21 protein-coding genes are annotated in these 26,412 nt (G+C 64.6%); 11 read left to right on the top strand and 10 right to left on the bottom strand.

All coding sequences use genetic code 11. The features are described 5' to 3' along the window. The first annotated feature begins 10 nt into the window (after window positions 1-10). From ctaD to AC1RKI_RS21115, 5 genes are read left to right on the top strand one after another with little or no spacing between them, the layout of a single operon-like run. Window positions 11-1,762 carry a cytochrome c oxidase subunit I gene (gene ctaD, locus AC1RKI_RS21135; protein ID WP_061957130.1) on the top strand — a complete coding sequence of 584 codons (1,752 nt, stop codon included), beginning with the start codon at window positions 11-13 and terminating at the stop codon, window positions 1,760-1,762. After that, on the top strand, window positions 1,759-2,424 hold the full coding sequence (locus tag AC1RKI_RS21130) for a cytochrome c oxidase subunit 3 (RefSeq protein ID WP_061957131.1): 666 nt from the start codon (window positions 1,759-1,761) through the stop codon (window positions 2,422-2,424). The genes ctaD and AC1RKI_RS21130 overlap by 4 nt, the downstream gene beginning before the upstream one ends. Before the next feature lie 15 nt (window positions 2,425-2,439). Beyond that, window positions 2,440-3,135, top strand: a complete 696-nt coding sequence (locus tag AC1RKI_RS21125) for a heme-copper oxidase subunit III family protein (RefSeq protein ID WP_061957132.1) — start codon at window positions 2,440-2,442, stop codon at window positions 3,133-3,135. 8 nt (window positions 3,136-3,143) lie between these two features. Continuing rightward, on the top strand, window positions 3,144-3,503 hold the full coding sequence (locus AC1RKI_RS21120; protein WP_061957133.1) for a cytochrome C oxidase subunit IV family protein: 360 nt from the start codon (window positions 3,144-3,146) through the stop codon (window positions 3,501-3,503). A gap of 51 nt (window positions 3,504-3,554) precedes the next feature. Then, window positions 3,555-4,751, top strand: coding sequence for a DUF2252 domain-containing protein (locus tag AC1RKI_RS21115; protein ID WP_492796799.1), 1,197 nt, complete (start codon window positions 3,555-3,557; stop codon window positions 4,749-4,751). Window positions 4,752-4,794: 43 nt separating this feature from the next. Here the strand turns inward: AC1RKI_RS21115 and AC1RKI_RS21110 are convergent, their stop codons facing one another. Beyond that, window positions 4,795-6,225: an NAD-dependent succinate-semialdehyde dehydrogenase gene (locus AC1RKI_RS21110; protein WP_061957135.1), complete on the bottom strand. Its 1,431-nt coding sequence runs from the start codon at window positions 6,223-6,225 to the stop codon at window positions 4,795-4,797. 225 nt (window positions 6,226-6,450) lie between these two features. On the opposite strand from AC1RKI_RS21110, the gene AC1RKI_RS21105 reads away from it, so the two are divergent. The 4 genes from AC1RKI_RS21105 (at window position 6,451) to AC1RKI_RS21090 (ending at window position 10,795) form a co-directional block, all read left to right on the top strand. After that, window positions 6,451-7,908 (top strand): MATE family efflux transporter, encoded by a 1,458-nt coding sequence (locus AC1RKI_RS21105; protein ID WP_492796801.1) that lies wholly within the window; start codon window positions 6,451-6,453, stop codon window positions 7,906-7,908. A gap of 426 nt (window positions 7,909-8,334) precedes the next feature. Continuing rightward, window positions 8,335-8,796: a tripartite tricarboxylate transporter TctB family protein gene (locus AC1RKI_RS21100; RefSeq protein WP_061957137.1), complete on the top strand. Its 462-nt coding sequence runs from the start codon at window positions 8,335-8,337 to the stop codon at window positions 8,794-8,796. Between the two features lie 13 nt (window positions 8,797-8,809). Next, window positions 8,810-10,312 carry a tripartite tricarboxylate transporter permease gene (locus AC1RKI_RS21095; RefSeq protein WP_404993705.1) on the top strand — a complete coding sequence of 501 codons (1,503 nt, stop codon included), beginning with the start codon at window positions 8,810-8,812 and terminating at the stop codon, window positions 10,310-10,312. Window positions 10,313-10,495: 183 nt separating this feature from the next. Continuing rightward, window positions 10,496-10,795: a PadR family transcriptional regulator gene (locus AC1RKI_RS21090; RefSeq protein ID WP_150979890.1), complete on the top strand. Its 300-nt coding sequence runs from the start codon at window positions 10,496-10,498 to the stop codon at window positions 10,793-10,795. A 127-nt stretch (window positions 10,796-10,922) separates the two neighbouring features. Here AC1RKI_RS21090 and AC1RKI_RS21085 read toward each other — a convergent pair whose 3' ends face one another. The 8 genes from AC1RKI_RS21085 to AC1RKI_RS21050 all read right to left on the bottom strand — a co-directional run bounded on the left by AC1RKI_RS21085 (window position 10,923) and on the right by AC1RKI_RS21050 (window position 20,677). After that, window positions 10,923-11,699 carry a DUF4397 domain-containing protein gene (locus tag AC1RKI_RS21085; RefSeq protein ID WP_061957140.1) on the bottom strand — a complete coding sequence of 259 codons (777 nt, stop codon included), beginning with the start codon at window positions 11,697-11,699 and terminating at the stop codon, window positions 10,923-10,925. Between the two features lie 444 nt (window positions 11,700-12,143). Beyond that, the gene (locus AC1RKI_RS21080) at window positions 12,144-13,151 is read right to left on the bottom strand and encodes a response regulator (protein WP_061957141.1); all 1,008 of its coding nucleotides are present in this window, start codon (window positions 13,149-13,151) and stop codon (window positions 12,144-12,146) included. Window positions 13,152-13,156: 5 nt separating this feature from the next. Next, complete coding sequence (locus tag AC1RKI_RS21075; RefSeq protein ID WP_492796805.1) at window positions 13,157-14,188, bottom strand: chemotaxis response regulator protein-glutamate methylesterase; 1,032 nt, start codon at window positions 14,186-14,188, stop codon at window positions 13,157-13,159. Further along, window positions 14,185-16,542 carry a hybrid sensor histidine kinase/response regulator gene (locus AC1RKI_RS21070; RefSeq protein ID WP_492796807.1) on the bottom strand — a complete coding sequence of 786 codons (2,358 nt, stop codon included), beginning with the start codon at window positions 16,540-16,542 and terminating at the stop codon, window positions 14,185-14,187. The genes AC1RKI_RS21075 and AC1RKI_RS21070 overlap by 4 nt, the downstream gene beginning before the upstream one ends. Further along, the gene (locus AC1RKI_RS21065) at window positions 16,539-17,261 is read right to left on the bottom strand and encodes a chemotaxis protein CheW (RefSeq protein WP_492796809.1); all 723 of its coding nucleotides are present in this window, start codon (window positions 17,259-17,261) and stop codon (window positions 16,539-16,541) included. The genes AC1RKI_RS21070 and AC1RKI_RS21065 overlap by 4 nt, the downstream gene beginning before the upstream one ends. Beyond that, entirely contained in the window at window positions 17,254-18,570 is a 1,317-nt protein-coding gene (locus AC1RKI_RS21060; protein WP_244788686.1) for a CheR family methyltransferase, read from the bottom strand. The genes AC1RKI_RS21065 and AC1RKI_RS21060 overlap by 8 nt, the downstream gene beginning before the upstream one ends. Next, window positions 18,567-19,040 (bottom strand): chemotaxis protein CheW, encoded by a 474-nt coding sequence (locus AC1RKI_RS21055; protein ID WP_227461386.1) that lies wholly within the window; start codon window positions 19,038-19,040, stop codon window positions 18,567-18,569. The genes AC1RKI_RS21060 and AC1RKI_RS21055 overlap by 4 nt, the downstream gene beginning before the upstream one ends. Window positions 19,041-19,057: 17 nt before the next feature. After that, the gene (locus tag AC1RKI_RS21050) at window positions 19,058-20,677 is read right to left on the bottom strand and encodes a methyl-accepting chemotaxis protein (protein ID WP_061957147.1); all 1,620 of its coding nucleotides are present in this window, start codon (window positions 20,675-20,677) and stop codon (window positions 19,058-19,060) included. A 300-nt stretch (window positions 20,678-20,977) separates the two neighbouring features. Here AC1RKI_RS21050 and AC1RKI_RS21045 point away from each other — a divergent pair, with 300 nt between their 5' ends. Both AC1RKI_RS21045 and AC1RKI_RS21040 read left to right on the top strand, forming a co-directional pair. Further along, window positions 20,978-22,303, top strand: coding sequence for a putative bifunctional diguanylate cyclase/phosphodiesterase (locus AC1RKI_RS21045; protein WP_061957148.1), 1,326 nt, complete (start codon window positions 20,978-20,980; stop codon window positions 22,301-22,303). 277 nt (window positions 22,304-22,580) lie between these two features. Beyond that, complete coding sequence (locus AC1RKI_RS21040; RefSeq protein WP_492919059.1) at window positions 22,581-24,989, top strand: DUF6600 domain-containing protein; 2,409 nt, start codon at window positions 22,581-22,583, stop codon at window positions 24,987-24,989. Window positions 24,990-25,165: 176 nt separating this feature from the next. Here AC1RKI_RS21040 and AC1RKI_RS21035 read toward each other — a convergent pair whose 3' ends face one another. Then, window positions 25,166-26,338, bottom strand: coding sequence for an ABC transporter substrate-binding protein (locus AC1RKI_RS21035; protein ID WP_061957151.1), 1,173 nt, complete (start codon window positions 26,336-26,338; stop codon window positions 25,166-25,168). Window positions 26,339-26,412: the final 74 nt, after the last annotated feature.

Below are 26,412 nucleotides of genomic sequence, written 5' to 3'. Positions count from 1 at the left end.
GGAGGAAACGATGGCCTATGCCAACGATGCCCACGGCCCACAGGGTTTCTGGACGCGCTACGTCTGGAGCCAGGACCACAAGGTGATTGCGGTGCAGTACACGCTGGTTGCCATCGTGGTTGGGCTGGTGGGCGTGGCGCTGTCCAACCTGATGCGCATGCAGCTGGGCTTCCCGGGCAAGTTCGATTTCATCGACGCCAATCGCTACTACCAGTTCGTCACCATGCACGGCATGATCATGGTGATCTACCTGCTGACGGCACTGTTCCTCGGTGGTTTCGGCAATTACCTGATTCCGCTGATGGTCGGTGCGCGCGACATGGTGTTCCCGTTCCTGAACATGCTCAGCTTCTGGGTCTACTTCTTGTCGGTGCTGGTGCTGCTGGCCAGTTTCTTCGTGCCGGGCGGACCGACCGGCGCCGGCTGGACGCTTTATCCGCCGCAAGCGATTCTGCCCGGCACGCCCGGGCACGACTGGGGCATCATCCTGATGCTGGTGTCGCTGCTGATCTTCATCGTGGCGGCCACGATGGGCGGGCTGAACTATGTCACCACCGTGCTGCAGGCGCGCACCGAGGGCATGACGCTGCTGCGCATGCCGCTTTCGGTCTGGGGCATTTTCATGGCCACCATCCTTGCCCTGCTGGCGTTTCCGGCGCTGTTTGTCTCGGGCGTGATGATGTTGTTGGACAAGACGCTGGGCACCAGCTTTTTCATGCCTGCCATGGTGTCGATGGGGCAGCAGCTCGGCTACAAGGGTGGCAGTCCGCTGTTGTTCCAGCACCTGTTCTGGTTCTTCGGGCACCCCGAGGTGTATATCGTTGCGCTGCCCGCATTCGGCATCGTGTCGGACCTGATCAGCGTGCATGCGCGCAAGAGCATCTTCGGCTATCGCACCATGGTCTGGGCGATTCTGGCGATCGGGCTGCTGTCGGTGGTGGTATGGGCGCACCACATGTTCGTCAGCGGCATGAATCCGTACTTCGGGTTCTTCTTCGCGACCACCACGCTGATCATTGCCGTGCCCACCGCCATCAAGGTCTACAACTGGGTGATCACGCTGTGGCGCGGCGACATTCATTTCTCGGTGCCGATGCTGTTTGCCATCGCCTTCGTCAGCACATTCGTGATCGGCGGCCTGACCGGGCTGTTCCTTGGCAATGTCAGCGTGGACATTCCGCTGTCGAACACCTATTTCGTCGTGGCGCACTTTCACATGGTGATGGGCGTCTCGCCGATCCTGGTGGTGTTTGGCGGCATTTACCACTGGTATCCGAAAGTCACGGGCCGCCTGCTCGACGATACGCTGGGCCGCGTGCATTTCTGGGTCACGTTCATCGGCACCTACGCGATCTTCTTCCCGATGCATTACCTCGGCATCCTTGGCATGCCACGGCGCTACTACGCCTGGGACAACTACAGCTTCATTCCCGAGTCCGCGCACACCATGAACATGTATATCTCGATTGCCGCATTCGTGGTGGCGACCGCGCAATTGCTCTTTGTCTTCAATTTGTTCTGGAGCCTGCGGCACGGCAGGCATGCGGGATCGAATCCATGGCGGGCCGCGTCGCTCGAATGGCAGACGCCACAGACGCCGCCGGTGCATGGCAACTGGGGGCCTCATCTGCCCGTCGTCTATCGCTGGGCTTATGCGTACAGCGTGCCGGGTGCGGCGGAAGACTTCATCGCGCAGAATGCGCCGCCCGAGGCCGGCGGTGCCGCGCCGGAACCGCATCCAAGTCGCGGAGCCGTGGCATGAAAGCCGACCCGGTTGCCGTCGACGCCGGCACGGGCGTATTTCGCGTCTCGCGTGAATCGCCGGGCGGCGGTTCGGGCGGCCACGCGATGCACGGCGGCGGACGGCGCGCGCCGGAAAGCGTCGGCCTCTGGGTGTTCATGGGCGTTGTCACCGCGCTGTTCACATTGTTCCTGGCGGCCTACGTCATGCGCATGGACAGCCCCGATTGGCAGCGCATTGCCTTGCCGTGGCAGGCCTGGCTGTCTACCGCGCTGCTGGCGCTGGCCAGCCTGGCCATGGCTATTGCATCCCGCGCGGCGCGTAGCGGCGGCATGGCGCGGGCGCGCGTGGCACTGCGTCTGGGCGGACTCGGGGCCGCCGCCTTTGTCGCCTGCCAACTGTGGGCATGGAGCGCGTTGTATGCCGCGCACGTGGTGCCCGCCAACAATCCCGCCGGCAGTTTCTTCTATCTCCTCACGGCGATGCATGGCCTGCACGTGATCGGCGGACTGGCGGCCTTCTGCATCGTTGCCGCCGACCGCGGCAGCGGTGCGCGCACGCTGGCCCGCATCGAACTCTGCGCGCGCTACTGGCATTTCCTGCTTGCCCTGTGGATGGTCCTGCTGGTTGCGCTCGGCTGGCTGACGCCGGAAATCGTCAACTACATCTGCGGCCGGGGCTGACGCAAGGGGGCATCGATGAGTTCGCAAATTCCTTCCTCCGTTGCATCGCACGACACGCTGCCGAGCGGAGTGCGAGGTCTGGTCGCCGACTGGTCCTCGGACCGCCACGCGTTCAAGGTGTCGTGGGGCAAGGCGATGATGTGGATCTTCCTGCTGTCGGACACTTTCATCTTCAGTTGCTTCCTGACGGGCTACATGACGGTGCGCATGGCGACCACCGTGCCGTGGCCGAATCCCAGCGAAGTGTTCGGGATGGAGATCGGCGGTCAGCCGGTGCCATTGCTGCTGATTGCCATCATGACCTTCACGCTGATCACCAGTAGCGGCACGATGGCGATGGCCGTCAACTGCGCCTACCGGCGCGACCGCATGGCATGCGCCAAGCTGATGTTCGTGACGGCGTGGCTCGGCGAAGTGTTCGTCTGCATGCAGGCGTTCGAATGGACCAAGCTGATCGTTGTGGAAGGCGTGCGACCATGGGGCAATCCGCTCGGCGCCGCGCAGTTTGGCTCGACGTTCTTCATGATCACGGGTTTTCACGGCTTTCACGTGACCTGTGGCGTGATCTACCTGCTGTTCATCGCCAGCAAGGTGCTGCGCGGACACTACGACCTCAGCGGCAACTACCAGCCCGTGGAGATCGCCGGGCTTTACTGGCACTTCGTGGATCTGGTCTGGGTGTTTATCTTTGCGCTGTTCTATCTTTGGTGAGGCCGAACATGGCTACCACTCCCGCTCGCGCCGCGCCCGGCGATGTCGAACCAGCAGAAAGCCACGGCGGACAAGCGCACCCGATCGGCTTGTATCTGAAAGTCTGGGTGCTGCTTTTCATCCTGTCCACGATGTCATACATGGTGGACTACCTTCACTTGTCCGGCATGCTGCGCTGGATCCTGATCCTGCTGTTCATGGTGCTGAAGGCGGGCCTGATCGTCGCCGTATTCATGCACATGGCGTGGGAACGGCTGGCGCTGATCTGTGCCATCCTGTTGCCGCCGCTTTGCCTGCTCGTATTGGTGTGGCTCATGGCAACCGAAGCGGATTACACTTTCCTGACTCGCGGCATGTTTTTCCGATAGCGCCTCCATTGTGGCGGCGAACGTCGCATGCCGCATGGAAGGACTTCGCCAATGCATGCCGTCACCGAAAGCATCCTGCACTATAACCACGGCCGCGATCCGGAACGCCTGACCCTGAAGCTGGCAGCGATCGCAGCAGACCCCTTCGCGTTCTTTCGTGGCACCAATCATCTCTACGCGGCCTCGCTGAGCGATGAAATCGGCCTCGAAGCGCCATTGACCTATGTCTGCGGCGACCTGCACGTGGAGAATTTCGGCTCGTTCAAGGGCGACAACGGCCTGGTTTATTTCGATCTGAACGATTTCGACGATGCATTGGTGGCGCCGTTTACGGTGGACCTCGTGCGCATGCTGTCAAGCGTGCTGGTGGCCGGGCATGGCTTCGGCCTGTCGGACGGCGATGCGCGCGCGGTATGCGACCACATGCTCGCGGCCTACGTTGCAACGTTGCGCACCGGCAAGCCGCGCTGGATCGAACGTGCAACGGCCATGGGTCTCGTGGCCACGCTGCTGCGGCAGGTGAAGCGACGCAAGCGCGGCGCTTTGCTGGCAGCGCGCACCACCATCCGCGACGGTCGCCCTCGCATCAAAATCGACCGGCGTGCGCTGCGCGCGGACAAGGCGCAGCGGGAGCGTGCAGCCCGTATCCTCGCGCTGTATTCGAAGTCATCGCAGCATGGTCACCGATTCGTGGTCGAAGACGTGGCGCGACGCGTGGCCGGTGTCGGCAGCCTTGGCCTGGAGCGTTACGTGGTACTGGCGCATGAAGCCGGGGACCCGTCCGCTCGACGGCTCATCGATATCAAGCGCGCTGCGCCGAGCGCCTGGGTGGCGATGCACAGGCACGGACAGCCGCATTGGAACAGTGACGCGCAGCGCGTGACGACGACGCAGCAGATCATGCAGGCCGCATCGCCAGCGCTGCTTTCCTGCGTGGCGCTCGACAAGCGTGACTCGTTCCTGGTCAAGAGCCTGCAGCCGACCTCGGACCGTGTGGACCTGGCGCACTGTCGCGACAAACCTGCGCTGCTGATGGTGCTGACCACCATGGCCCGCGCGGCGGCCTGGGCGCACCTGCGAGGCTGCGGCCATCAGGCGGCCGATCGTATCGAGGCGCTGCAGGATTTTGCGGCGGGCGGGCGTTGGCAGTCGAAGGCGCTACGTCTGGCGCGGCATGGGCGCGACGTGTCGCTGGCGCAGTGGAAGCAGTATGCGGAGGATTACCGCCAGGCCACCAGCGCGAAGTAGGGCGGGCGCCCCTGCACCGGGGACGGTGCAGGGGCGCCAGGCATCAGACCTGCGTGATGAATTTCGTCACCAGGTAGCCGTCGAAGGTTTCCTGGCCGCCTTCGCTGCCGATACCGGAATCCTTGATGCCGCCAAACGGCGTTTCGGACAGGGCCATGCCGAAGTGGTTGATATTGACCATGCCCGCTTCAAGCCCGTTGGATACCTGATGCGCCGTCTTCAGCGAATTCGTGAAGACGTACGATGCCAGGCCGAACGGCAGGCTGTTGGCGCGGCGCAGCACTTCTTCGGTGTCCTTGAAGCGCGTGACCGGCGCTACCGGACCGAACGGTTCGTCGACCATCAGCTTGGCATCGTCGGGCAGGTCGGTGACGACAGTCGGCGCAAAGAAGAAGCCCTTGTCGCCGATGCGTGCGCCGCCCGCCACGACCTTGCCGCCGCGATGGTTGGCATCGTCCAGGAACTGCTCCATCGATGCGATGCGGCGCTCGTGGGCCAGCGGACCCATCTGCGTGCCGTCGTCGAGGCCGTTGCCGACCTTGATCGAGCCAATCACTTCGGTAAAGCGCGCCAGGAACTTGTCGTAAGCCTTTTCCTGGACATAGAAGCGCGTGGGCGACACGCATACCTGGCCGGCATTGCGCAGCTTGAAGCGGGCCAGCATTTCGGCCGCGGGTTCGATGTCGGCGTCGTCGAAGACCAGTACCGGCGAATGACCGCCCAGTTCCATCGTGACGCGCTTCATGTGCGCGCCGGCCAGCGCGGCAAGCTGCTTGCCCACCGGCACCGATCCCGTGAACGAGATCTTGCGCACGATCGGCGATTCGATCAGGTAGGTCGAGATTTCACCGGGCACGCCCCAGACGATGTTCAGCACGCCCGGGGGCAGCCCTGCGTCGTGGAACAGGCGCGCCAGCGCCACCACGGCGCTGGGCGAGTCTTCGGGGCCTTTCAGGATCAGCGTGCAACCCGCGCCCACTGCGGCCACGATCTTGCGGATGGCCTGATTGAACGGGAAATTCCAGGGCGTGAAGGCTGCGCAGACGCCGATCGGCTCGCGCACCACGATCTGGCGCACGGCGGGATTGCGCGGCGGAATCACGCGGCCGTAGATGCGGCGGCATTCCTCGGCGTGCCATTCCGCGTGCTCCGCGCAGATGGTGACTTCGGCGACGGCCTCGGCCAGCGGCTTGCCCTGGTCCAGCGTAATGTCACGGCCGATTTCGCGAGCGCGTTCGCGCGTCAGTTGCGCCACGCGGCGCAGGATGGCCGAACGCTCGAGCGGGGACGTGTTCTTCCACGACGTGAAGGCGCGCTGGGCGGCCGCCAGGGCGCGGTCCAGGTCCGCCGTGGTGGCGTGCGGCAGCTTGCCAAGCAGTTCCTGCGTGGCCGGATTGATGACGTCCTGCTCGCGACGGTCGCCGCCCTTGACGAATTCACCATCGATATAGAGAGCGAGATCCTGATAGGTCATGAAATTCTCCTGTGCGGGATAGGGCGGTGCGCCGGAAGCAGGCGTGCCGCGGACGGCCGGTGGCAAAGCCGCAAGCTTAACGCGTCGCGCCGGATTTCGCACAGCGCGATGCGGGCGATTATCGGCCGGGGCGGAGCGGTGGCCGGCGCTGGCACCGCTCGCCCGTGAGGACTAGACTGACAGGTCCGAAACGACGCGCTGTTGCAGTGCGGAAAATCCCCACAGATGAAGCCAGACGCCAGACTGACCACCGGCCCGATTGGCCGCACACTGCTGATGTTTTCGCTGCCGGTGCTCGGCAGCAACATTCTCCAGTCGCTCAACGCCTCGATCAATTCCGTATGGGTGGGCCGCTATCTGGGCGAGGCGGCGCTGACGGCGACGTCGAACGCCAACATCATCCTGTTCTTCCTGCTGGGCGTGGTGTTTGGCATCAGCATGGCCAATACGATCATGATCGGGCAGGCGATCGGTGCGCGCGATGTCGACGAGGCGCGACGCGTGGTGGGCACCAGTACCACCTTCTTTGTCGGACTGTCGGTGATTGCTTCGGCCCTCGGTTTCATCTTCACACCGCATATCCTGGCGGCCATGCACACGCCGGAGGATGCGGCGCCGCTGGCGGTGGTTTATCTGCGCATCATCTTCGTTGCGCTGCCGTTCATGTACTTCTACAACTTCGTGATGATGACGTTGCGCGGCGCAGGGGATTCGCGCACGCCGTTCTATTTCATGCTGTTGTCGGCAGTGCTCGATGTGGTGCTCAATCCGGTGTTGATCTTCGGCGTGGGGCCGATTCCGCCGCTGGGCATTGCAGGATCCGCACTGGCCACGCTAATCGCGCAGCTGACCAGTCTGGCGGCGATGATCATGCTGCTCTATCGGCGCAAGCATTTCCTGTTGCTGCATCGGCACCAGCTTGCACTGCTGGTGCCCAACGCCGCGATCCTGCGCGCGCTGGTCATGAAGGGTTTGCCGATGGGGCTGCAGATGGTAGTGATCTCGTCGTCGGCCATCGTGATGATGTCGCTCGTCAACACATACGGATCCCAAACCACCGCGGCTTACGGCGTGGCTTCGCAGTTGTGGACCTATGTGCAGATGCCCGCGCTGGCGGTCGGTGCGAGCGTTTCTTCGATGGTGGCGCAGAACGTGGGAGCGGGACTGTGGGCGCGCGTGGCGCGCATCACGCAGGTGGGCCTGCTGTTCAACGTGGTGATCACCGGCGCGCTGGTGGCGCTGATCTATCTGTTCAACCGTCATTCGCTGGGTCTGTTTCTTGGCGACGATGGCGTTGCCATCGAGATCGCGCAGCATATCAACCGTGTGGTGCTGTGGTCGTTCATCCTGTTCGGCTTCACGATCGTCGTGTTCGGCACGGTGCGCGCCACCGGTGCCGTGATGGCGCCGCTGGTGATCTTGTTCATCTCGATGTGGGTCATCCGTCTGCCATTTGCGTGGATGCTGGCGCCCCGCATTGGCGCGGAATCGATCTGGTGGAGCTTTCCGCTCGGTTCGGTGGTGTCGGTGGTGCTCGCGTTCGGCTACTACCGCTATGGCAACTGGCGCGGCAGCCATATCCTGCCGACGCCGCCGCACGCCCAAGCACTTGGCCAAGTGGCCGATACGAGCATGGCACCCCCCTGCGAAGATGCTGACGCCGGCGTCGAAGCCGCGCGATAGCTTGAAAAGGGGCAGGCATACATGCTGCTGCGTTTCAGAATGAGCAGACATATGGTCTTTGCGAGGATGTCTGCCTCGGCGCTGTAAGCGTCCTGAAAGAATGCGGGGCGTGTCTACGGGTCACGCCCGCCTCACGCCTCGATGTTTCCTTTCACCTTCCTTGCGGTGGCACCTTTCGGTCGCCTTACGCTGATGCGCATCGTCCGCAGGAATTGCATCACGTTGTGATGCAAATGAAGATGTCCGATACGTTCGCAGGATCGGGAAATACCCTAAACCCCAGACAAATGAAAGGCGGCTGAAAGTTCGCCTTTTTATCGTTCGCACCATCGCGTCGAACGTGTCTGACTCTGCGCGTTCGCAGCGTGGGCGTCAGAGCCGGCGAGCCACGCAGTACCGCTTTTCACAACTTTGAGGAGAATCGTTTTGCGCATACGCAGCCAAAAGGACTTTGCCTCCGGCCTGATGTTCATCCTGGTCGGTCTGGGCTTTTCCTTCGTCGCGCGCGGCTACACCATGGGGACAGCCGCCAAGATGGGTCCCGGTTATTTCCCGTTCCTGCTCGGTCTGGTGCTTGCCGTACTGGGTTCGTTCGTGACGATCGGTTCCTTGTCGTCGAAGGGTGAAGACGATCAACTCGCCCGCTGGGATCTGAAGATCCTGTTGTGGATTCTCGGTTCTGTCGTGCTGTTCGGCCTGCTGCTCAAGCCGCTCGGCATGGTGTTGTCGGTGTTCGTGCTGGTACTGGTGTCGTCGATGGCCAGCCATGAATTCAGCTGGAAGGGCGCGCTGCTCAACGGCGTGGTGCTGGTGCTGATCAGCCTCGGTGCATTCGTGTACGGCATCAACCTGCAGATGCCGGTGTGGCCGGCTTTCATTACCGGCTAAGGAGTCGCACCAAATGGAATTGTTCGAACACCTTGCCTTGGGATTTTCCACGGCGTTGTCGCTGCAGAATCTGGCCTACGCGTTTCTGGGCTGCGTGCTCGGCACGCTGATCGGCGTGCTGCCGGGCCTTGGGCCGCTGGCCACGATCGCGATGCTGCTGCCCGTGACCTACACGCTGCCGCCGGTGGCCGCGCTGATCATGCTGGCCGGTATCTACTACGGCGCACAGTACGGCGGCTCCACCACGGCAATTCTGGTGAACCTGCCCGGTGAATCGTCGTCGGTGGTGACCACCATCGACGGCTACCAGATGGCGCGTCGTGGCCGTGCGGGCGTGGCGCTGGCCACTGCCGGCCTCGGCTCGTTCTTCGCCGGCTGCGTGGCCACGCTGATCCTGGCCGCATTTGCTACGCCGCTGTCGGAACTGGCGTTCAAGTTTGGTCCCGCCGAGTACTTCTCGCTGATGGTGCTGGGCCTGATCGGCGCCGTTGTGCTGGCGTCGGGCTCGTTGCCGAAGGCTGTCGCGATGATCGTGCTGGGTCTGCTGATGGGCCTGATCGGTACTGACGTGAACTCGGGCGCTGCGCGCTTCTCGTTCGACGTGCCGGAGTTGACCGATGGCATCGACTTCGTGGCGCTCGCCATGGGTATGTTCGGCTTCGCGGAAATCATCGCGAACCTGGAGCAGAAGGAAGCCCGCGAGACCTTTACGAACAAGGTGACCAACCTGTTCCCGACCAAGGAAGACTTCAAGCGCATGATTCCGGCAGTGCTGCGTGGCACGGTGCTCGGTTCGGCGCTGGGTATTCTGCCGGGCGGTGGCGCAGCGCTGGCGTCATTCGCGGCCTACTCGCTGGAAAAGAAGACGTCGAAGTATGCGCACGAATTCGGCAAGGGCGCGATCGAAGGCGTGGCAGGTCCGGAATCGGCCAACAACGCCGCGGCGCAGACGTCGTTCATCCCGCTGCTGACGCTGGGCATTCCGCCTAACGCCGTGATGGCGCTGATGGTCGGTGCGATGACGATCCACAACATCCAGCCGGGCCCGCAGGTGATGACCAGCAACCCCTCGCTGTTCTGGGGCCTGATCGCCTCGATGTGGATCGGCAACCTGATGCTGATCATCCTGAACCTGCCGATGATCGGTATCTGGGTGAAGCTGCTGACCGTGCCGTATCGCTTCCTGTATCCGGCGATCCTGACGTTCTGCTGCATCGGCGTGTACTCGGTCAACAACCAGACGTTCGATGTGTTTATGGCGGCCGCGTTTGGCGTGATCGGCTATCTGTTCCTGAAGCTGAAGTGCGAGCCGGCACCGCTGCTGCTGGGCTTCGTGCTCGGACCGATGATGGAAGAAAACTTCCGCCGCTCGCTGCTGCTGTCGCGTGGTGACTTCACCGTGTTCGTGACGCGTCCGCTGTCGATGGGCCTGCTGATCGCCGCTGCCGCTCTGGTTGCCGTGGTTGCGCTGCCGTCGATCAAGGCGAAGCGTGAAGAAGCGTTCCAGGAAGAATAACGCTCCGTGACGTTCCTGAACGCATGCGCCACCGCGGTGGCGCGTACATAGCAAGCTTTCGGGGTGCCAATGCGCACCCCGTTTTTCTAAAGCATTACGAGAGAGATGCCCGACTGCGGCAGCAGTCATGGGCTGCGCATCATGATCCGAATTCCCGCACCTCTGGCTGCGTCGACTGCGCCCATGAAACCGCCTTCGCTCGACCGGATCGTTTCCCGGCTCTACATCCTGAAGCTCGTTCAGGCCAGCCCTGCCACCGTCTTCAACCTGATGGAACGGCTGCGCGAACGAGGTATCGACAAGAACATTCGCGCGTTGCGCCCGATCCTGCGCAGCCTCATGATGGCGCGCGCGATCACTGCCGAGCTGGTCGAAGGCAACGGCCGCGTCTACAGCATCACCGACGCAGGCCGCGCCGAGCTGGACGCCTATCTTTCGCACCTCGACGTGCTCAAGGAAGAGGTCAAGGATTCGGCTGACTGAGCGCGCGAGGCACGTGCCCTGCGCGTGCAGTCCATGCAAGAACGCCGCCCCTCGGTATGCGAGGGGCGGCGTTTTTTTTTTGCGCGCCAGCGTCCTGGAAGAACGCTGGCGCAAGCTACGAAGCGGATTACTGCGACACCAGTTCCTGAGCCGTCGCGTTGCTGGTATTGCTTTGTGCCACCAGCACCTTGATCTTGTTCGGCACCACGGCGCCGAAGCCGTCGGCCGGGATCGTGGTGATCAGCCAGTCGGCGTTCTTGGAGATCGTCAGTGCGCCCGAATCGAAGATCACGGTCTTGGTGCCCGCAGTGGTGATACGCAGGCGATAGGTGCCGCCGTCCACATATTGCGAGTCCTGACCCGATGCGGGCACGGCGTTCTTGTACTGCACCGCAGCCATGTTCGGCGACACCGAGTTCAGGTCGACGGCCGGCGTGGTCAGGTACACGTCAACATTCTGCGCGTTGATCGATGCGTTCAGGGTACGAACGCGCGCCGAAGTGTCGAGCAGGCCCTTGCCGTACGGATCGTCGATCTGCACGACGTCCGGCGTGGCGGTGCCCGGCAATGCCACCACCGTGTACTTGTGGCCAGTGTGTGCGTCAACGGTGGTCGAGGCCACCTGCGTCGAGGTGCCGGCGAGGTTGAACGCGAACAGGTTGTTGCCGGTCGATACGTCGAAATAGCCCGATACGGTCTTGTACGGGATGTTCTGCAGCGAGGTCAGTGCGCCGTTCTGCAGTACATCGACGTTCGGACCTGCCGTGACTGCATGGATCACACGCACCGCCGGCTTGCTAATGCCGATGCGGTCATCGATGCCGTCGTCGCCGCCGCATGCAGCCAGGACTGCCGTGGTTGCCAGCGCCATGCCCAGAATGATTTTTCGCTTAATTTGTGTCATGGATTCACCTCTTGCCGTTTGGATCAGATAGTCAAGCGTGCGGAGCATGTCGGCACAACGATCCATCCTCACGCCACCCGGCTGGCGGTGTGTGTGGTGGTGGCTGCTGCGTTGTGAGCGATGCGGGCCGCGCGGCGATCGCGATTTTGTTTGCGATGCTGGCAGTCATGCTGGATTGCACTTGCCTGATGCAAAGATAGGCAGGACGGGAAATCACAGACAGACGCGCGGCTCCGAAATCCCTGTCGGAAGATTCCCACAATTTGGTTGCAAACCTGACACACAGCCGTACAGGCGGCGCAGGTAGTCGATACAAAGGCGCGCGACCATCATGCCGCGCGTCCTGGGATGCATCGCCGCTTGAGAGCTGCGTGGAGGCCGATCTGGACGATCCCGGCGCGCGTGTTTGCGGTAATTCCGCACGTCGCGCCGACGATGAAATATCTACACCATTACCACCTGGTTGCGTCCACTGCGCTTGGCTTGGTAGAGACCGCTATCGGCAGCTTCCACCAGCGTGCTGGAATTTTCCTCGGTGTGCGGCACGATCACCGCGCCGCCAATGCTGACCGTGACCACGCCGCTGGTCGGCGAGCCGGCGTGTGCAATCCCGAGCGTCTCAATTGCGCGGCGGACCTTCTCGGCAAGTAGGCGTGCGCCGCCTGGCGATGTGGCAGGCAGGATCATCGAAAATTCCTCGCCGCCAAATCGCGCGGGGAGGTCGGCCGGGCGTGCGCAGTTTTCGCGGATCACCGTTGCCACGCGACGCAGCACTTCGTCGCCTGCGACGTGCCCATAGTTGTCGTTGTACGCCTTGAACGCGTCGACATCGATCATCAGCAGTGCCAGTTGCGTCTGTTCACGGCAAGCGCGACGCCATTCCGCGCCGAGATATTCATCGAAGTACCGCCGGTTCGATAGCCCGGTCAGTCCATCGGAATTGGTCAGCCGCTGAAGTTCGAGATTGGTTTCCAGCAGTTGCTGCTGGCTCTGGCGCAGCGCCCGATAGGCTTCGTCACGCTGCAGCAGGTTCAGGTACGAGCGCGAGTGATAGCGGATCCGTGCCACCAGTTCGATCGTGTCGGGGAGCTTGACGAGATAGTCGTTGGCGCCGGCCGCGAACGCCATGCTTTTCATCGTCGGCTCTTCCTTGGTGGAAAGCACGATGATCGGAATGTCGCGCGTGCCAGGATTCTCTCGATACCGGCGCACCAGCGTCAGGCCATCGGTGCCCGGCATCACCAGATCCTGCAGGATCACCGTGGGCTGCGTGCGCTCGGCCACAGCCACCGCCTCCTCCGGCTGCGAGCAATAGTGAAAGTCGATATCGGTTTCGCTTGCCAGTGCGCGCCGGATGGCCTCGCCGATGATGGCCTGGTCATCTACCAGCAGCACCATGGCCATATATTCGTTCTTGCCCATCGCTTCGGTTGGATTCTTGATTTTTGGCATTGATGTCATCCCACGTGCCGGTTGGCGTCCGGGCCGCCACATGCGCGGACCAGCCGCGGCGCAATGCGCGACAGCGGCAGAATCTCGCAGGCGGCGCCCAGCGCGGCCGCCGCCTTGGGCATGCCATAAACGGCGCTGGTGGCCTGATCCTGCGCGATGGTAAGAAAGCCGCGTTCGCGCATGGCATGCAGACCCTGCGCGCCGTCGCGTCCCATGCCGGTGAGCAGCACGCCCACCGCTTCGCCGCGCCAGTGTTCCACCACGCTTTCGAAAAACACATCGATCGACGGGCGATAGAGGTAGTCGCCGGGCTTCTGCGTATAGGCCATGCGCGCCCCTGCAATCAACCGCAGATGATCGTTGGTGCCTGCCAGCAGCACCGTGCCGGCTTGCGGCACTTCGCCTGCCTGTGCGATGCGCACGTGCAGCGGGCATTGCGCATCGAGCCATTCGGCCATGCCCTGCGCGAATGCTTCGTCCACGTGCTGGACGGTGACCACGGCTGCGCCAAAATTTGCCGGCAATGCGCCAAGCAGCGTGGCCAGTGCCGCCGGGCCGCCGGCGGAAGCGCCGATTGCTACCAGGCGCGGTGCCGCCGGCGCGGATTGCGCGGCAGCAATCGTGTGCGATGCCTGGGCGCGGCCACTGAGCAGGCGGCCGATATTGCGGATCTTGCGCAGCAGCGGCCCGGCCTCGAGCCGGCTGCTCGATTCCGTCAGTGTGGGCGTGTCGACCGCATCGATCGCGCCATGGCCCATGGCGTCGAACACCTGGTTGGCGTTGCGCCCGAGATCCATCGTCACGACCACGATCGCGCACGGTGTGGCGGCCATGATCCGGCGCGTGGCTTCCACCCCATCCATCACGGGCATCATCAGATCCATCAGGATCAGGTCCGGGGTCTGCCTGGCTGCCATCGCGACACCTTGCTGGCCGTCGGCCGCCACCCATACGATTTCCAGCGCGGTGTCCAGCGCGATCGCGCGGCGCAGTGCGGCGACAGCCAATGGGGAGTCATTGACGATACCGATCTTCATGTGCGGGCCTCGCCGATCAGGTCGTGCACTGCATCGAGCAGTGCGGTGTCGTGGAAACTTCCTTTCGCCAGATAATAATCCGCCCCTGCCTGCATGCCGCGTTCGCGGTCCTGCTCGCGGTCCTTGTAGGACACGATCATCACCGGCAATTGCGCCAGCCGCGCATCGGCCCGCATGCGCGTCACCAGCTCGATGCCATCCATGCGTGGCATGTCGACGTCGGTGATGACCAGGTCGAACGATTCGGCGCGCAAGACGTTCCAGCCATCCATGCCGTCGACGGCAACCGCGACCTCGTAGCCGCGGCTTGTCAGCAGCTTGCGCTCGAGTTCGCGCACCGTGAGCGAATCGTCGATCACCAGTACTCGCTTGCGCGGCACGCTGGCCGCTTCGTTGCCGGCCTGGCGTACTCGCTCGATGCGTCCGTCGGCCACCAGCTTTTCCACCGAGCGCAGCAGGTCTTCGACATCGAAGATCAAAACGGGTGTGCCATCGTCTGTCAGGCTGCCCGCCGCGATGTCCTTGATCTTGCCGAGCACCTGCGCCAGCGGCTGCACCACCAGCATGCGCTCGCCGAGCAGGCGGTCCACGGCGATACCGTAGACGCGATCCTGTTCGCCGATCACCACCACGGGTACGGCATCCCCTTCGCGAAGCGTTTCCGGACGTTGCAGCACCTGCGCGGCGCTTACCAGTCCGACCGGGCGCTGCTCATGCCTGAAGTGCTGCAGTTGTTCGGTCTGTTCGATGCTGTCGCGCGGCACCGCGGCCGCGCGCAGCACATGCCCGAGCGGGAATGCATAGCATTCGCCCGACACTTCAACCAGCAGCGCGCGCACCACCGACAACGTAAGCGGGAGTTCGAGATGGAAGTGCAGGCCGCTGCCCGGTTGTTGCGAGACCTTGAGGTTGCCGCGAACGGCGCGCACCATGTCCTGCACGGCATCGAGGCCAACGCCGCGACCTGACACTTCGGAGACCGTTTCGCGCAGACTGAAGCCGGGCAGCAGCAGGAATTCGAGCAGTTCGGCCTGCGAAAGCCGTCCGACCGTGTCCGGTTGTGCCAGCCCGCGACGCACGATCGCGGCGCGCAGCGCATCCAGATCGACGCCCGCACCATCGTCGAAGATCTCGATCACAAGCCGCCCGGCGTTGTGGCGTGCATGCAGCGAGACACGCCCTTCCGCGGGCTTGCCGGCCGCGCGGCGCACCTCGGGGCTCTCGATGCCATGGTCTACTGCGTTGCGCAGCAGATGCGCTAGCGGCGCATCCAGTTGCTCCAGGATGTCGCGATCCACCTGCGTGTGTTCGCCGGACAGCGCCAGATGCACACTCTTGCCAAGGCTTCGGCCCAGGTCGCGCACCATGCGTGAATAACCGGTAATGCCGTCGGACAAAGGCCGCATGCGGCACGACAGTGCGGTGTCGTAGAGACGGCGCGACAGGCGACTGGCGCGATGATGGTACTGGTCGAAATCCTCCACGCGCGCGGAAAGCTGGCCGTGGCTTTTCTCTAGAACGTCGCGTGCTTGCGTCAGCGCCGCCCGTATGCGGGACGCGCTGCCGGGCACGTGGTCCGGCGAGGTGTCTGGCGCGTCAAGAAGTGCCTGGACGCCGTCCAGCGCCTGCAACGCGCGCATCTGCTGCCGCCGCGCCTGCTGCAGCGCGTCGCCGAACGGGGCAAGCCAGTGCGATTCCACCAGCGCTTCGCCCGCCATCGCCAGCAATCGATCGAGCCGGTCCGCGTTGACGCGCAGCATTCGTTCGCTTGCGTCAGGCGCCAATGCAGCGGCAGGACTCGCCGCGCCGATCCTGGCGTCGATTCGGGTCGCGGCGCCGGCATCGGCTGAAAGGTCAGCCTGGGCGCCGACCACGGCCGTGTCGCGCGCGCCAGCGACAGCAGGGTTATCGATGGGGCGCGTTTTCGGCAGCGCTGGGCCGCCCTTGCTGGCGAGCAGTTCGCGCATGTCCGTCAGCCATGCCTCGATGAGCGCCTTGCCTCCGGTCTCCGGCCAGTCGAGATTGCCGCCGGGTGGCTTGCCGATGCGCTGCAGCAGGTCGGTGCCTTGCAGCAGGACATCGATATGCGCGGGCGTGAGCGCCAGAGTGCCGCGCTGCGCCTCCACCAGGCAATCCTCCATCAGATGGGCCACGCCCACGCCGCTGTCGAGTCCGACGATGCGTGCCGCGCCCTTGAGCGAGTGGGCGGCGCGCATGCAGGCCTCGAGCTGGTCTGCGGCGGTCGGGTCGCGTTCAAGCGCCAGCAGCCCGGTATTGAGCACGTCCGCCTGTGCGTCCGCTTCGAGCGCGAACAGTTCCAGCAGCGACGCGTCGCGTAGTTGGTCCGGATTCATGACAGGCTCCGCGCCAGGGCCTGGCGAAGGAGGTCGGCGTCGAGCAGGCCGATGCTACGAGCGTCATGCTCGAACAGCGCCTGCGTGTAGCGTGCCGACGCGCGTGCGAGCGTAGCGGGAAGCGGCAGCAGCGCGCCCGCCATGACCCGTTCCACGCCGGCCACTTCGGCCACCGGCAGCGCGATGGCGTCGCGTCCGTGCCCCAGGATCAGGAATCGCGCAGCGCGCTGGCTTGCGTCGTCGCCGGCCGACGTGCCGAACAGCAACCCAAGCGAAACGCACGTCAGCAGCGTGCCGCGCACGGCGGCCACGCCGAGCAATGCGGCATGGCGTCGATGAGGCAGTGAATGTACCGGGGCGGGCGCCGTGATCTCGCCCAGTACCGCGGTAGGCAGAGCCAGCCATTCCTCGCCTACGCGGAATATCACCACCGATTGGCCTGCCCGCCGGTCGGCTTCCTCGGTCCCGGCGGGATTGTCGAGCTCGACGGCAGTCAATGCGGCGTCTTCGTTATAGGCCAGGCTTCCGGCGGAAAGCGAGTCGAGCACCGTGACCGCCGCCTGGGCGTACACGGGGCAATTCCGGCATCGGACGTGCGTGGCCAGTTCCGGGCATGACCGATCGCCGCCGGTGCCGATGTGTCGCCAGCAGTCTTCGACAGTGCCAGCCGCCAGGCCGGGCAATGCATGGAGGGAGGATCGAACCAGTGGATCACTCATGGCTTAGTCGGGCGTGACGTTGGGCGCGTTCGCGTAGACGATGCGCGCCGGCTGCATCCCCTTCGCTATCCAGCAATGCCGCCAGATGGTACAGCGCTTCCTCGTGGCCGGGATCGAGGTACACGGCCTTGCGATAGGCAGCGTGCGCATCGGCCGTGCGGCCTGCCGCATCGTGCAGCACGCCGAGCAGGCACCAGCCGTTGGCCGATGATCCGTGCTGGGCCACGAACTCCAGGCATGCCGCGGTGGCCACCGCGAGGTCGCCGCGATCCGCTTGCGCGGCGATCGCAGCCAAGTCGGCGCCGTCGGCGGCAGCGGATGGGGAGGCCGGTGCGGGATGGGGCAGCGATGCGAGGCCGGTACGCGCCGTTGCACGTACGGCCGTGCGCGCCGGCCCGCGCGGTGCGGCTGGCGTGTGGGGCTTCGGCGTCGGCTCTAGCATGCGGGGCGGTGCGTGCGGTACGGGAGCGCATGGCGCCGCGCCAGCCGCTGCGGGCAACCGGTCCGATCCGGGATGAAAGGCAAAGGCGAGAGGCACGCCGGCGCTGGCAAGACCTTCCCGTGTCAGCAGGCTGGCTTCCGCGGGACCTACGAAGATCATGCCGTCAGGCGCCGCAAGGCGGCGCAGCGTCTGCACAGCGCGGCGTTGCGTATCGGGGTCGAAATAGATCAGCAGATTGCGGCAGAACACGAAATGGTAGGGCGCCTCGCCCATCAGCAGACCCGGCGTGACGAGGTTGCCGGCAACCCATCGCACCCGCGATCGTATCTTTGCCGATAGCTGGAAGCCGCCGGCAGCTGGCGTGAAATAGCGGTCGCGAAAATCGAGCGGGGCGCCGCGAAACGCGTTGCTGCCATAGAAGCCGATGCGCGCGCGTTCCAACGCTCGCGCGCTGATGTCCACGCCGTCGATACAAAAGCGCTCTGCCGGGACCCCCGCATCGAGCAATGCCATGGCGATCGAGTACGGTTCCTCGCCCGTGGAGCAGGGCACGCTCAGAATGCGCAACTGGCGTTTGCCTTCGCCAAACAGGCGCTGCGCCGCAAACCGGCCCAGTGCCAGCAAAGCCTCGCGATGCCGGAAAAACCAGGTCTCGGGCACCACGACCGCTTCGATAAGCGCCTGGAGTTCGTCCGGCACCGCATGCAGCATGTTCCAGTATTCGGCCGGATCCAGCGCGCCGACCGCCACGCGCCGTTCTTCGACGGCACGGGCGATCACCGCCGGGCCCACCGACGCCGCATCGAGTCCGATGCGTTCCTTCAGCAGTGCTTCGATCGGTGTGGTGGGGTGAGGGTGGTCCGTCATGCCGGGTCAACTTCCGGAAACAGCAGGGCATGCACGTCGTGCGGCAGCAATTCGGCAACGCGCACCCATTGCACCAGGCCTCGCGCGTCCTGGCGCACGGGGCCGAGATAACGCGATTCACCGGGATCGACGCCGGGATCGACGAATGTGGTCGGATCGCAGCGCAGCGTATCGGTGGCGTATTCAAGCCGCAGGCCCAGCAGATGCGGTGCGGCGTGCGCATCGCCGGGACGCCGGTAATGCACCAGAACGGTACGTGTGCTGGTGCGCGGGCAGACGGGTACGCCAGTGGCGCGTGCGCTCATGTCGATCACGGGCACCGGCCGGCCCCGTCGTGCCATCACGCCGCTGACCCATGCCGGTGTGCCCGGAATCTGCTTGACGGGGCTCAGGGGCAGGACTTCGGCCACCTCGGCGCTATCGAGGGCGTAGAAGTCGGGGCCGATGCGGAACAGCAGATAGAGCGCCATGACAGGAGCGGGGCCGCTCAGACCTTGAATCGCGATACGCCGCTGCGCAGTTCGTTGGCAACCAGCGTCAGCTCGTCGATGGCCTGGCCGGACTGGCGCAGCGATTCCACCGTCTGCTGCGCCGCTTCGGACAACTGCATCAACGCCTGATTGATCTGCTCGGCGCCACCGGCCTGGGCCTGCATGCCTTCGTTGACCATCTGCACGCGCGGCGCCAGCGACTGCACCTGACCGATGATCTGGGAAAGCTGATCCCCCACCTGGGTGACCTCCGACATGCCGCGGCGCACCTCTTCCGAGAACTTGTCCATGCCCATCACGCCGGCGGCCACCGCGGACTGAATCTCGCGCACGATTTGCTCGATGTCGTAGGTGGCCACGGCGGTCTGGTCGGCCAGGCGACGGATTTCGGTGGCGACCACCGAAAAGCCGCGCCCGTATTCGCCTGCCTTTTCCGCCTCGATGGCGGCGTTCAGCGACAGCAGGTTGGTCTGGTCGGCCACGCGCGCGATGGTGGTCACCACCTGGTTGATATTGCCGGCCTTCTCGTTGAGCGTGGCCAGCCGTGCGTTGACCGAACCCGCCGCCTCCATCACCAGATGCATCGTGCCCTCCATGCGCGACAAGCCTACCTGGCCTGTGCCGGCCAGGCCGGCGGTCTGCTCCGCGGCGTGCGAAACCTCGCTCATGGTGCGTACCAGATCGCGGGCGGTGGCCGAGATTTCGCGCGAGGTCGCGCCGATCTGGGTGGTCGTGGCCGCCGTTTCAGTGGCAGTGGCCTGCTGCTGTCGCGCCGTGGCGGCAATTTCGTTGACCGAGGTGGTGACCTGGATTGCCGAGCGCTGCGCCTGCCCGACCAGCGACGTCAGTTCGCCAGCCATCTGGTTGAAGCCCTGTTCCACGGCCTGAAATTCGTCACCGCGATTCAGCGCCATGCGCTGGCGCAGGTCGCCGCCGCGCATGGTCGCCAGCAGTCCCACGATGTCGCGCATGGGCCGGTTGATGGCGCGCATCAGCAGGAAGCCGCATACCGCGGCGGCGACCACGGCAATCGCCAGGGCGATTTCGATGCTGCTCTTGGCGGCCGACACCGAAGCCACGATGCCCGCGGCGGCACGGTCGTTGACGGCAGCGTTGTCGTCCACCAGCTCCTGCAGGGCCTTGCGCCCCTCCGCCCAGATTTCGTGTGCACTGCCGCGCAGCGCCGCTTCGGCCGTGGCGTTGTCTTTCCAGTGCGCCGCATCACGATAGGGCAGCGCCGCCTGTTGGTACCTTTCGCGAATTTCGACGAACACGCGGAGGCGCTGCCGGTCGTCTTCGCGCTGCACCGTCTCCTCGTACAGCTTCTGCAGCTTGTCGAGCCGACGTTCGGCGTCTTCGGCCTGCGCCTGCAGCCTGCCGCGCTGGGCGGCGTCCTGCGCCGTCACGGTCTGCCAGGCCAGCACATAGATCTCGCCCCACACGCCGCGCATGCCCGCGCTGTAGTTCAGGCCGGGCAGCGCATCGGTGCGCATCACCGTCGTTTCGTGCTCGATGGCGGACAGCCTGTTGTAGGCAACGACGCCCATCAGCGTCATGACCAGCAGGACGAAGGTGAAACTTGCCAGGATGCGGGTGCGGATGGTCCAGTGGTTCACGGTAGATGCGAGTCTCTCGTTGGCGGCCGCAGCGTGGTCGGGTCTGGCGTGGCCGGGATGCTGGCGGACATCGCCAGCAAAGGGATATCCCTTATTCGGATATCCCTCGTTTGGGTGGTAGGCATTTGCGGCGTAGGGTACTTTAACGTCCGGGTCATTTCAACGGCACAAGGCCAGCCCCAGCGTTGCCGTTGCGCGGTTGATGCGCAAATCTGAAGCGCTTGCTTTTTTCAAGGTTTTCGTCACACTTGCCAAATAGCTTGAGCGGGAAACATGTTCATCACTACAGATAGGGCAGGGATGGTGGCCAAGTCGGGGACACAGGCGACTGGCGCCTTGCCGTCGGCGGACGTGGATTCGCTGACCGGCGTGGTCGCCCGCCAGGCATTCTTCAAGCGGGTGGAGGCGCGTCTGCAAAGCGAGGCGAAGCCCCGTTTTGCCCTGCTGCTGGTAGGCATCGACGATTTCCGCGCGTTCAACGACATGCATGGCCACCTGCAAGGCGATGCCATCCTGCAGCATGTGGCGCGCCGTCTGCGCGATGCCTCGCCGCGCGATGCAGTGGTCGGCCGTGTGGGTAGCGACGAATTCGGCATCCTGCTGACGTCGATTTCGGACCCCACGCTGGTGCGGCATGTCAGCGCCGCCATACTTTCGATGCTTTCCGCCCCGTACGAACTCGACGGCAACCGCCACCATGTGCTGGCCAGTCTCGGCGCGTGCGTGATGCCGGCCGGCGGCGACACGGCCTCCGACGTGCTGGCGGCGGCCAGCCTGGCCCTGGCCCGTGCCAAGCACGATGGCGGCCGGACCATCCGCTTCTTCAAGCCGCAGATGCGCGCCGATGTCACGACGCGCCTGTCCCTTGTCCAGGCGCTGCGCGAAGCCTATGCGCAGCGCCAGTTCGAACTGCTGTACCAGCCCCAGGTCGATCTGCGCGATGGGCGCGTAGTGGGCGCCGAAGCCCTGATGCGCTGGCGCCATCCCACCCTGGGCCTGCTGACGCCGGCCGCGTTCATCGATGCGCTGGCTGCCAGCAGCGTGGCCGCCGACGTCGGCATGTGGCTGCTGCACACGGCCTGCGCACAGGCGCGCGCGTGGTCGCTGACCTTTCCCGATGCGCCGCGAGTGGCAATCAACCTGTTTGCGGCACAGCTGGCCGAAAGCCGGTTGCTGACGGAGGTCAGGCACGTGCTGCGCGCGCTGGAACTGCCGGCGAACCTGCTGGAAATCGAGATCACCGAAACCATCGCGCTGCAGCAGGGCGACGAAGTCTCGGATCAGCTTCAGGCGTTGCGCCGCGACGGCGTGACGCTGACTTGCGACGACTTCGGCACCGGCTACGCATCGCTCAGCTTCCTGAAGTCGTTCCCGGTGGATCGGCTCAAGATCGACCAGTCGTTTATCCGCAATGTCACCGAAGACAGCGTGGACGCCGCCATCGTCCGCTCGGTCATCAACGTAGGGCAGACCTTGAAGATCGGCGTGGTAGCCGAAGGCGTGGAGACCACCGCTCAGCGCGACTTCCTGTTGCGCAATGGCTGCATCGAGGCGCAGGGCTATCTCTATGGCCGTCCGATGCCAGCGGATCGCCTGACCGACTTCCTGCGCAACCAGCCGCGTTGAGCCGGTTTGCCGGATGCGCGCCCGCGCATCCGAATGCGGCGCTGCAGCAATACGCCCCGCCGGACCGTTTCCAGCCGGCCGCCGATTTCCACATCGCCTGCAAGACTTGTTTCCACCTTTGTCCCGCAAGCCCCTCGGGCCGCGCCGGGAAATATGTACTTACAAAGTCAGGTGCACAGGTCAGGTTCGGTCCCGTTATCCGATATAGGGTGGCAACAGGGTGTACGCCGCCCTGCGATGGTCGCCGGCTCGGCGGCCCAGAACCACACTTTTCATCATGTCATCCCGCTATCGCTTCGCACTGGCGCCCGTCGCCATCGGCCTGGCCGCGTTGCTTGGCCAAGGCCTCGTCCAGGCGCAGAACTACGGCCCCGCCGCGCCGCCGGCATATGGGCAGCCCTATGGTCGGCCCGATCCCGCCGACGGCAATGTGCTTGGCAATCCCGATGCGGCGGTGACCGACCCGCCGTCGCGGATCGCGACCGTCACCGATATGTCGGGCGGTCTGAGCTTTGCGCCGGCGGGATCCGACGACTGGGCGGCGGTGGTGCCAAACCGCCCGTTTACCACCGGCGACCGGCTGTGGGTGGATCCGGGCGGCCGTGCGGAATTGCATGCCGGCGCCACGGCGGTACGGCTCGGGGGCGCTTCCGCAGCCACTATCCTGAATCTCGACGACCGGACCACGCAGATCAAGCTGACGCAGGGCTCGCTGCAGTTGCGGGTGCGCGCGCTGCCGCCGGACCAGCAGGTGGAAGTGGACACCCCGAATCTGGCATTCGTGCCGCGCGAGCCCGGCGACTATCGACTCGATGTGGCTCCGGACGGCACCACCACGCTGGTGACGATGCGCCACGGCAGCGCGGTGCTTTATGGGGACACTCGGTCCGTCGAACTGGAGCGCGGGCAGCGCATGCGCTTTGCCGGAACCGATCTGGCCGATGCGGGACAGGGCAGCTATCCGCCGGCCGATGCGTTCGACCAATGGACCGCGGCGCGCGATGCACGCGAGGACGCCTCGCCCACTGCGCGCTATGTACCGGCCGAGATGACCGGATATACGGCGCTGGACGACTACGGCGACTGGCAGCAGGACCCTGGATACGGCGCCGTATGGTTTCCGCGCGCCGTGTCCGCCGGCTGGGCGCCTTACAGCACCGGGCACTGGGCCTGGGTGGCGCCGTGGGGATGGACGTGGATCGACGATGCGCCGTGGGGCTTCGCGCCGTCGCACTACGGACGCTGGGCGTACTTCGGCAGCCGCTGGGGCTGGGTGCCCGGCCCGGTGGCAGTGCGGCCGTGCTACGCGCCAGCCGTGGTTGGCTTTATCGGCGGCGTCTCGACCTCCATCCGCATCGGCGGCGGCCCGGGCGTGGCGTGGTATCCGCTGGGCCCGCGCGACGTGTACCGGCCCGTGTATCGCACAAGCCCTACCTACGTCACGCGGATCAACAACATAACCGTGAACAACACCTGGATGCGTGGTGGCGACCGCGACCGCTGGGTCAACCGTAACGTTCCGGGGGCCATATCGGGCATGCCGTCACGCAATTTCGTCGAGGGCCGGCCGGTGCCGCGCGGCAGCTATCGTGACGAATGGCGCCAGTTGCCGGTGGGAGAAGGGCGCGGTGCGCCGCCGATGGCGCCGGTCAAGGCAAGCCTGATCGGCGGCGCGAGGCCGCAAGACGTGCCGCCGATGGCGCGTCAGGGATTCGCACGGCAGGCCATTGCCGCGCACCCTCCCGGGCACATAGGGCCCGACGAGCTGGCACGGCGCTTTGCCCGCGAAGGCGGCACGGCCGGCGCGGGACCCGCTTGGCGCGGCCCAACGCCCACGCAGGCAAATCGCCAGCAGTTGCAGCAGGGCCTGTATCGCGACGCGCCGTCAGCGCAGGCGATGCCATGGCAGCCCGATGTGCGCATGAGCCAGGCGGCCGCGGCGCGCGGCCAGCGGCCCGAGCAAATGCGCGGCCTGACCCCCGAAAGTCAGCGTCAGCAGGTCGACCAGCAACGGCAACTGCAGGAACAGCAGCGGCAGGCCGGCGATTTTCAGCAGCGTCAGCAACAGGCGCTGCAGAGACAACGCGATGACCAGCAACGCCAGTTGCAAGACCAGCAGCGCCAGGCGCAGGACATGCGTCGCAACCAGCAACAGGATCTGCAGCGCATGTCCCAGGAACAGCAGCGGCAGCTTGATAGTCAGCGTCGCGATGCAATGAACCGCCAGCAATTCGATCAGCAACGCCAGCAGCAGGAGCGGCAACAGCAGGACATGCAGCGCCAGGCGCAGCAGCGTCAGCAGCAATTCGACCAGCAACGCCAGCAGCAGGAGCAACAGCGCCAGCAGATGGATCAGCAGCGCCAGCAGGCGGCACAGCGTCAACAGCTGGAGCAGGCGCGCCAGGCTCAGGAGCAGCAGCGGCAGCAGTTCGAGCAGCAGCGCCAGCAGGCGATGCAACGTCAGCAGATGGAGCAGCAGCGTCAGGCGCAGGAACAGCAGCGCCGCATGCAGGAACAACAGCAACAGCAACAGCAAAGGCAGGTGCAGGAGCAGCAGCGGCAGGTTCAGGAACAGCAACGCCAGCAACAGGAGCGGCAGCGCCAGCAGCAACAACAGCAGCAACAGCGCGCGCAGCAGGAGCAGGCGCGTCACACGCAGCAGGCGCGCAACGACGAGCGCCGCTAAGGCGTCGCGTCCGAGCGATCGTCGTATTCGCTCGAAAAGACAAAGGGCGTCCGGTTTTGCCGGACGCCCTCTTTCTCTCCACTTACGATTTTCTGCTTGCTTTTGTATTGCTGGTCAGCCCGCCAGCAGGGTACTCCCTCCGCCTCTCTCTCGCGTGATACCGGGACGTCCGGACCTTACTTGGCCAGTTCGGACAAACGCACCGGTTCGATCTTGCCCTTCTGCACCCAGCCCACAACGGTATCCGCCACGGATCCGCCCTTGGCGTCGATGCCATCCACTTCGTTCGGATTCACTTCCTTGGGCAGCGCCTTCACGGCATCGGGCATCTTGGCGCGAATCGCGGCAGCATCGGTGGTCGTGCCGGCCAGCTTCATCGCATTCGCCAGCGCCCAGGTCATGGTGTAGTTCAGCGACATCTCGGTGGTGGCGTCGCGGCCGTCGTGCAGCTTCTTGTAGCGTGCGTTATAGGCCTGCGCAGCCGGGCGCGCATCGTTGACGAGCGGCATCACGCCGATCGATCCTTCCAGCATGCCCAGGCCGTTCGTGACCTTGGCCATCTCGTCCATCTTGGCCTGGTCCATGATGATAAAGCCGCCCTTGAAGCCCAGCTCGCGCGCCTGCTTGACCACCAGCGCGGTTGGCTCCGACGGGCCGCCCACGAACATCACATCGGGTTTGTCGGCAATGGCGCGCGACACGCCGGTATAGAAGTCGGTGGCCTTGGTGTACGACATCGGATTGTTGCCGACGATCTTGCCTCCTGCGCCTTCCCATGCGGGCACGAAGGCCTGCACCCAGGCCTTTGCATAATCATGATCGGCTGGCACCAGCGCCACATTTTTGCCATAGCGCTTCATCTGCGCTTTCACGAACGGCTCGATATAGCCGGTATAGGCCGGCGGAATGCGGATCGTCAGCTTGTTGCCGGCATCGGTGATGCGCGGCACGCTGGAATAGGCCATGACCAGGAATTTCTCCTGCTCGTTGAATGCCTGCAGCGCGAAGATGCCGCCCGAATGCGGCACGAACACGGCCGGCGTCTTGTATTGCTGCACCAGACGGCGCGCATTGATGGCGGCCTCCGCCGGAGCGTATTTGTCGTCCAGCGAGACGACTTCGAGCTTCACCTTCTTGCCGTTGACCTGGAGCCCGCTCGCGTTGATTTCATCCACGGCCATCTGGATGCCGGACAGCACGTTCTTGCCATACAGCGCGGCGCCGCCAGATAGAGGACCGGTGTAACCGATCTTGACGACTTCCTGCGCCATGGCGGGCGATGAAGCGATCACGGCTGCGGCGGCGCAGGTGGCCAGCGCGAAGAAACGACCCAATGTCTTGTGCTGCATGTGCTGTCTCCTTTGGATTTTTCACTGCGTTTGTTCTGACTTCGCACTGCACCGGCGCGCGGCGCGAAGAAAAC

This window comes from Cupriavidus sp. GW822-FHT06G04 (genome assembly GCF_058799075.1).
This window is presented reverse-complemented; position numbering and strand designations above follow the sequence as displayed.

Excerpts from the sequence above, each read along its gene's own strand:
- AC1RKI_RS21080 (WP_061957141.1), bottom strand. The coding sequence starts at position 13,151 with ATGCCAAAAATCAAGAATCCAACCGAAGCGATGGGCAAGAACGAATAT.
- AC1RKI_RS21085 (WP_061957140.1), bottom strand. The coding sequence starts at position 11,699 with ATGACACAAATTAAGCGAAAAATCATTCTGGGCATGGCGCTGGCAACC.
- AC1RKI_RS21040 (WP_492919059.1), top strand. The coding sequence starts at position 22,581 with ATGTCATCCCGCTATCGCTTCGCACTGGCGCCCGTCGCCATCGGCCTG.
- AC1RKI_RS21035 (WP_061957151.1), bottom strand. The coding sequence starts at position 26,338 with ATGCAGCACAAGACATTGGGTCGTTTCTTCGCGCTGGCCACCTGCGCC.
- AC1RKI_RS21055 (WP_227461386.1), bottom strand. The coding sequence starts at position 19,040 with ATGGCGCTCTATCTGCTGTTCCGCATCGGCCCCGACTTCTACGCCCTC.
- AC1RKI_RS21125 (WP_061957132.1), top strand. The coding sequence starts at position 2,440 with ATGAGTTCGCAAATTCCTTCCTCCGTTGCATCGCACGACACGCTGCCG.
- AC1RKI_RS21110 (WP_061957135.1), bottom strand. The coding sequence starts at position 6,225 with ATGACCTATCAGGATCTCGCTCTCTATATCGATGGTGAATTCGTCAAG.
- AC1RKI_RS21065 (WP_492796809.1), bottom strand. The coding sequence starts at position 17,261 with ATGAGTGATCCACTGGTTCGATCCTCCCTCCATGCATTGCCCGGCCTG.
- AC1RKI_RS21115 (WP_492796799.1), top strand. The coding sequence starts at position 3,555 with ATGCATGCCGTCACCGAAAGCATCCTGCACTATAACCACGGCCGCGAT.
- AC1RKI_RS21075 (WP_492796805.1), bottom strand. The coding sequence starts at position 14,188 with ATGAAGATCGGTATCGTCAATGACTCCCCATTGGCTGTCGCCGCACTG.
- AC1RKI_RS21045 (WP_061957148.1), top strand. The coding sequence starts at position 20,978 with ATGGTGGCCAAGTCGGGGACACAGGCGACTGGCGCCTTGCCGTCGGCG.
- AC1RKI_RS21060 (WP_244788686.1), bottom strand. The coding sequence starts at position 18,570 with ATGACGGACCACCCTCACCCCACCACACCGATCGAAGCACTGCTGAAG.
- AC1RKI_RS21095 (WP_404993705.1), top strand. The coding sequence starts at position 8,810 with ATGGAATTGTTCGAACACCTTGCCTTGGGATTTTCCACGGCGTTGTCG.
- AC1RKI_RS21070 (WP_492796807.1), bottom strand. The coding sequence starts at position 16,542 with ATGAATCCGGACCAACTACGCGACGCGTCGCTGCTGGAACTGTTCGCG.
- AC1RKI_RS21130 (WP_061957131.1), top strand. The coding sequence starts at position 1,759 with ATGAAAGCCGACCCGGTTGCCGTCGACGCCGGCACGGGCGTATTTCGC.
- AC1RKI_RS21090 (WP_150979890.1), top strand. The coding sequence starts at position 10,496 with ATGAAACCGCCTTCGCTCGACCGGATCGTTTCCCGGCTCTACATCCTG.
- ctaD (WP_061957130.1), top strand. The coding sequence starts at position 11 with ATGGCCTATGCCAACGATGCCCACGGCCCACAGGGTTTCTGGACGCGC.
- AC1RKI_RS21120 (WP_061957133.1), top strand. The coding sequence starts at position 3,144 with ATGGCTACCACTCCCGCTCGCGCCGCGCCCGGCGATGTCGAACCAGCA.
- AC1RKI_RS21105 (WP_492796801.1), top strand. The coding sequence starts at position 6,451 with ATGAAGCCAGACGCCAGACTGACCACCGGCCCGATTGGCCGCACACTG.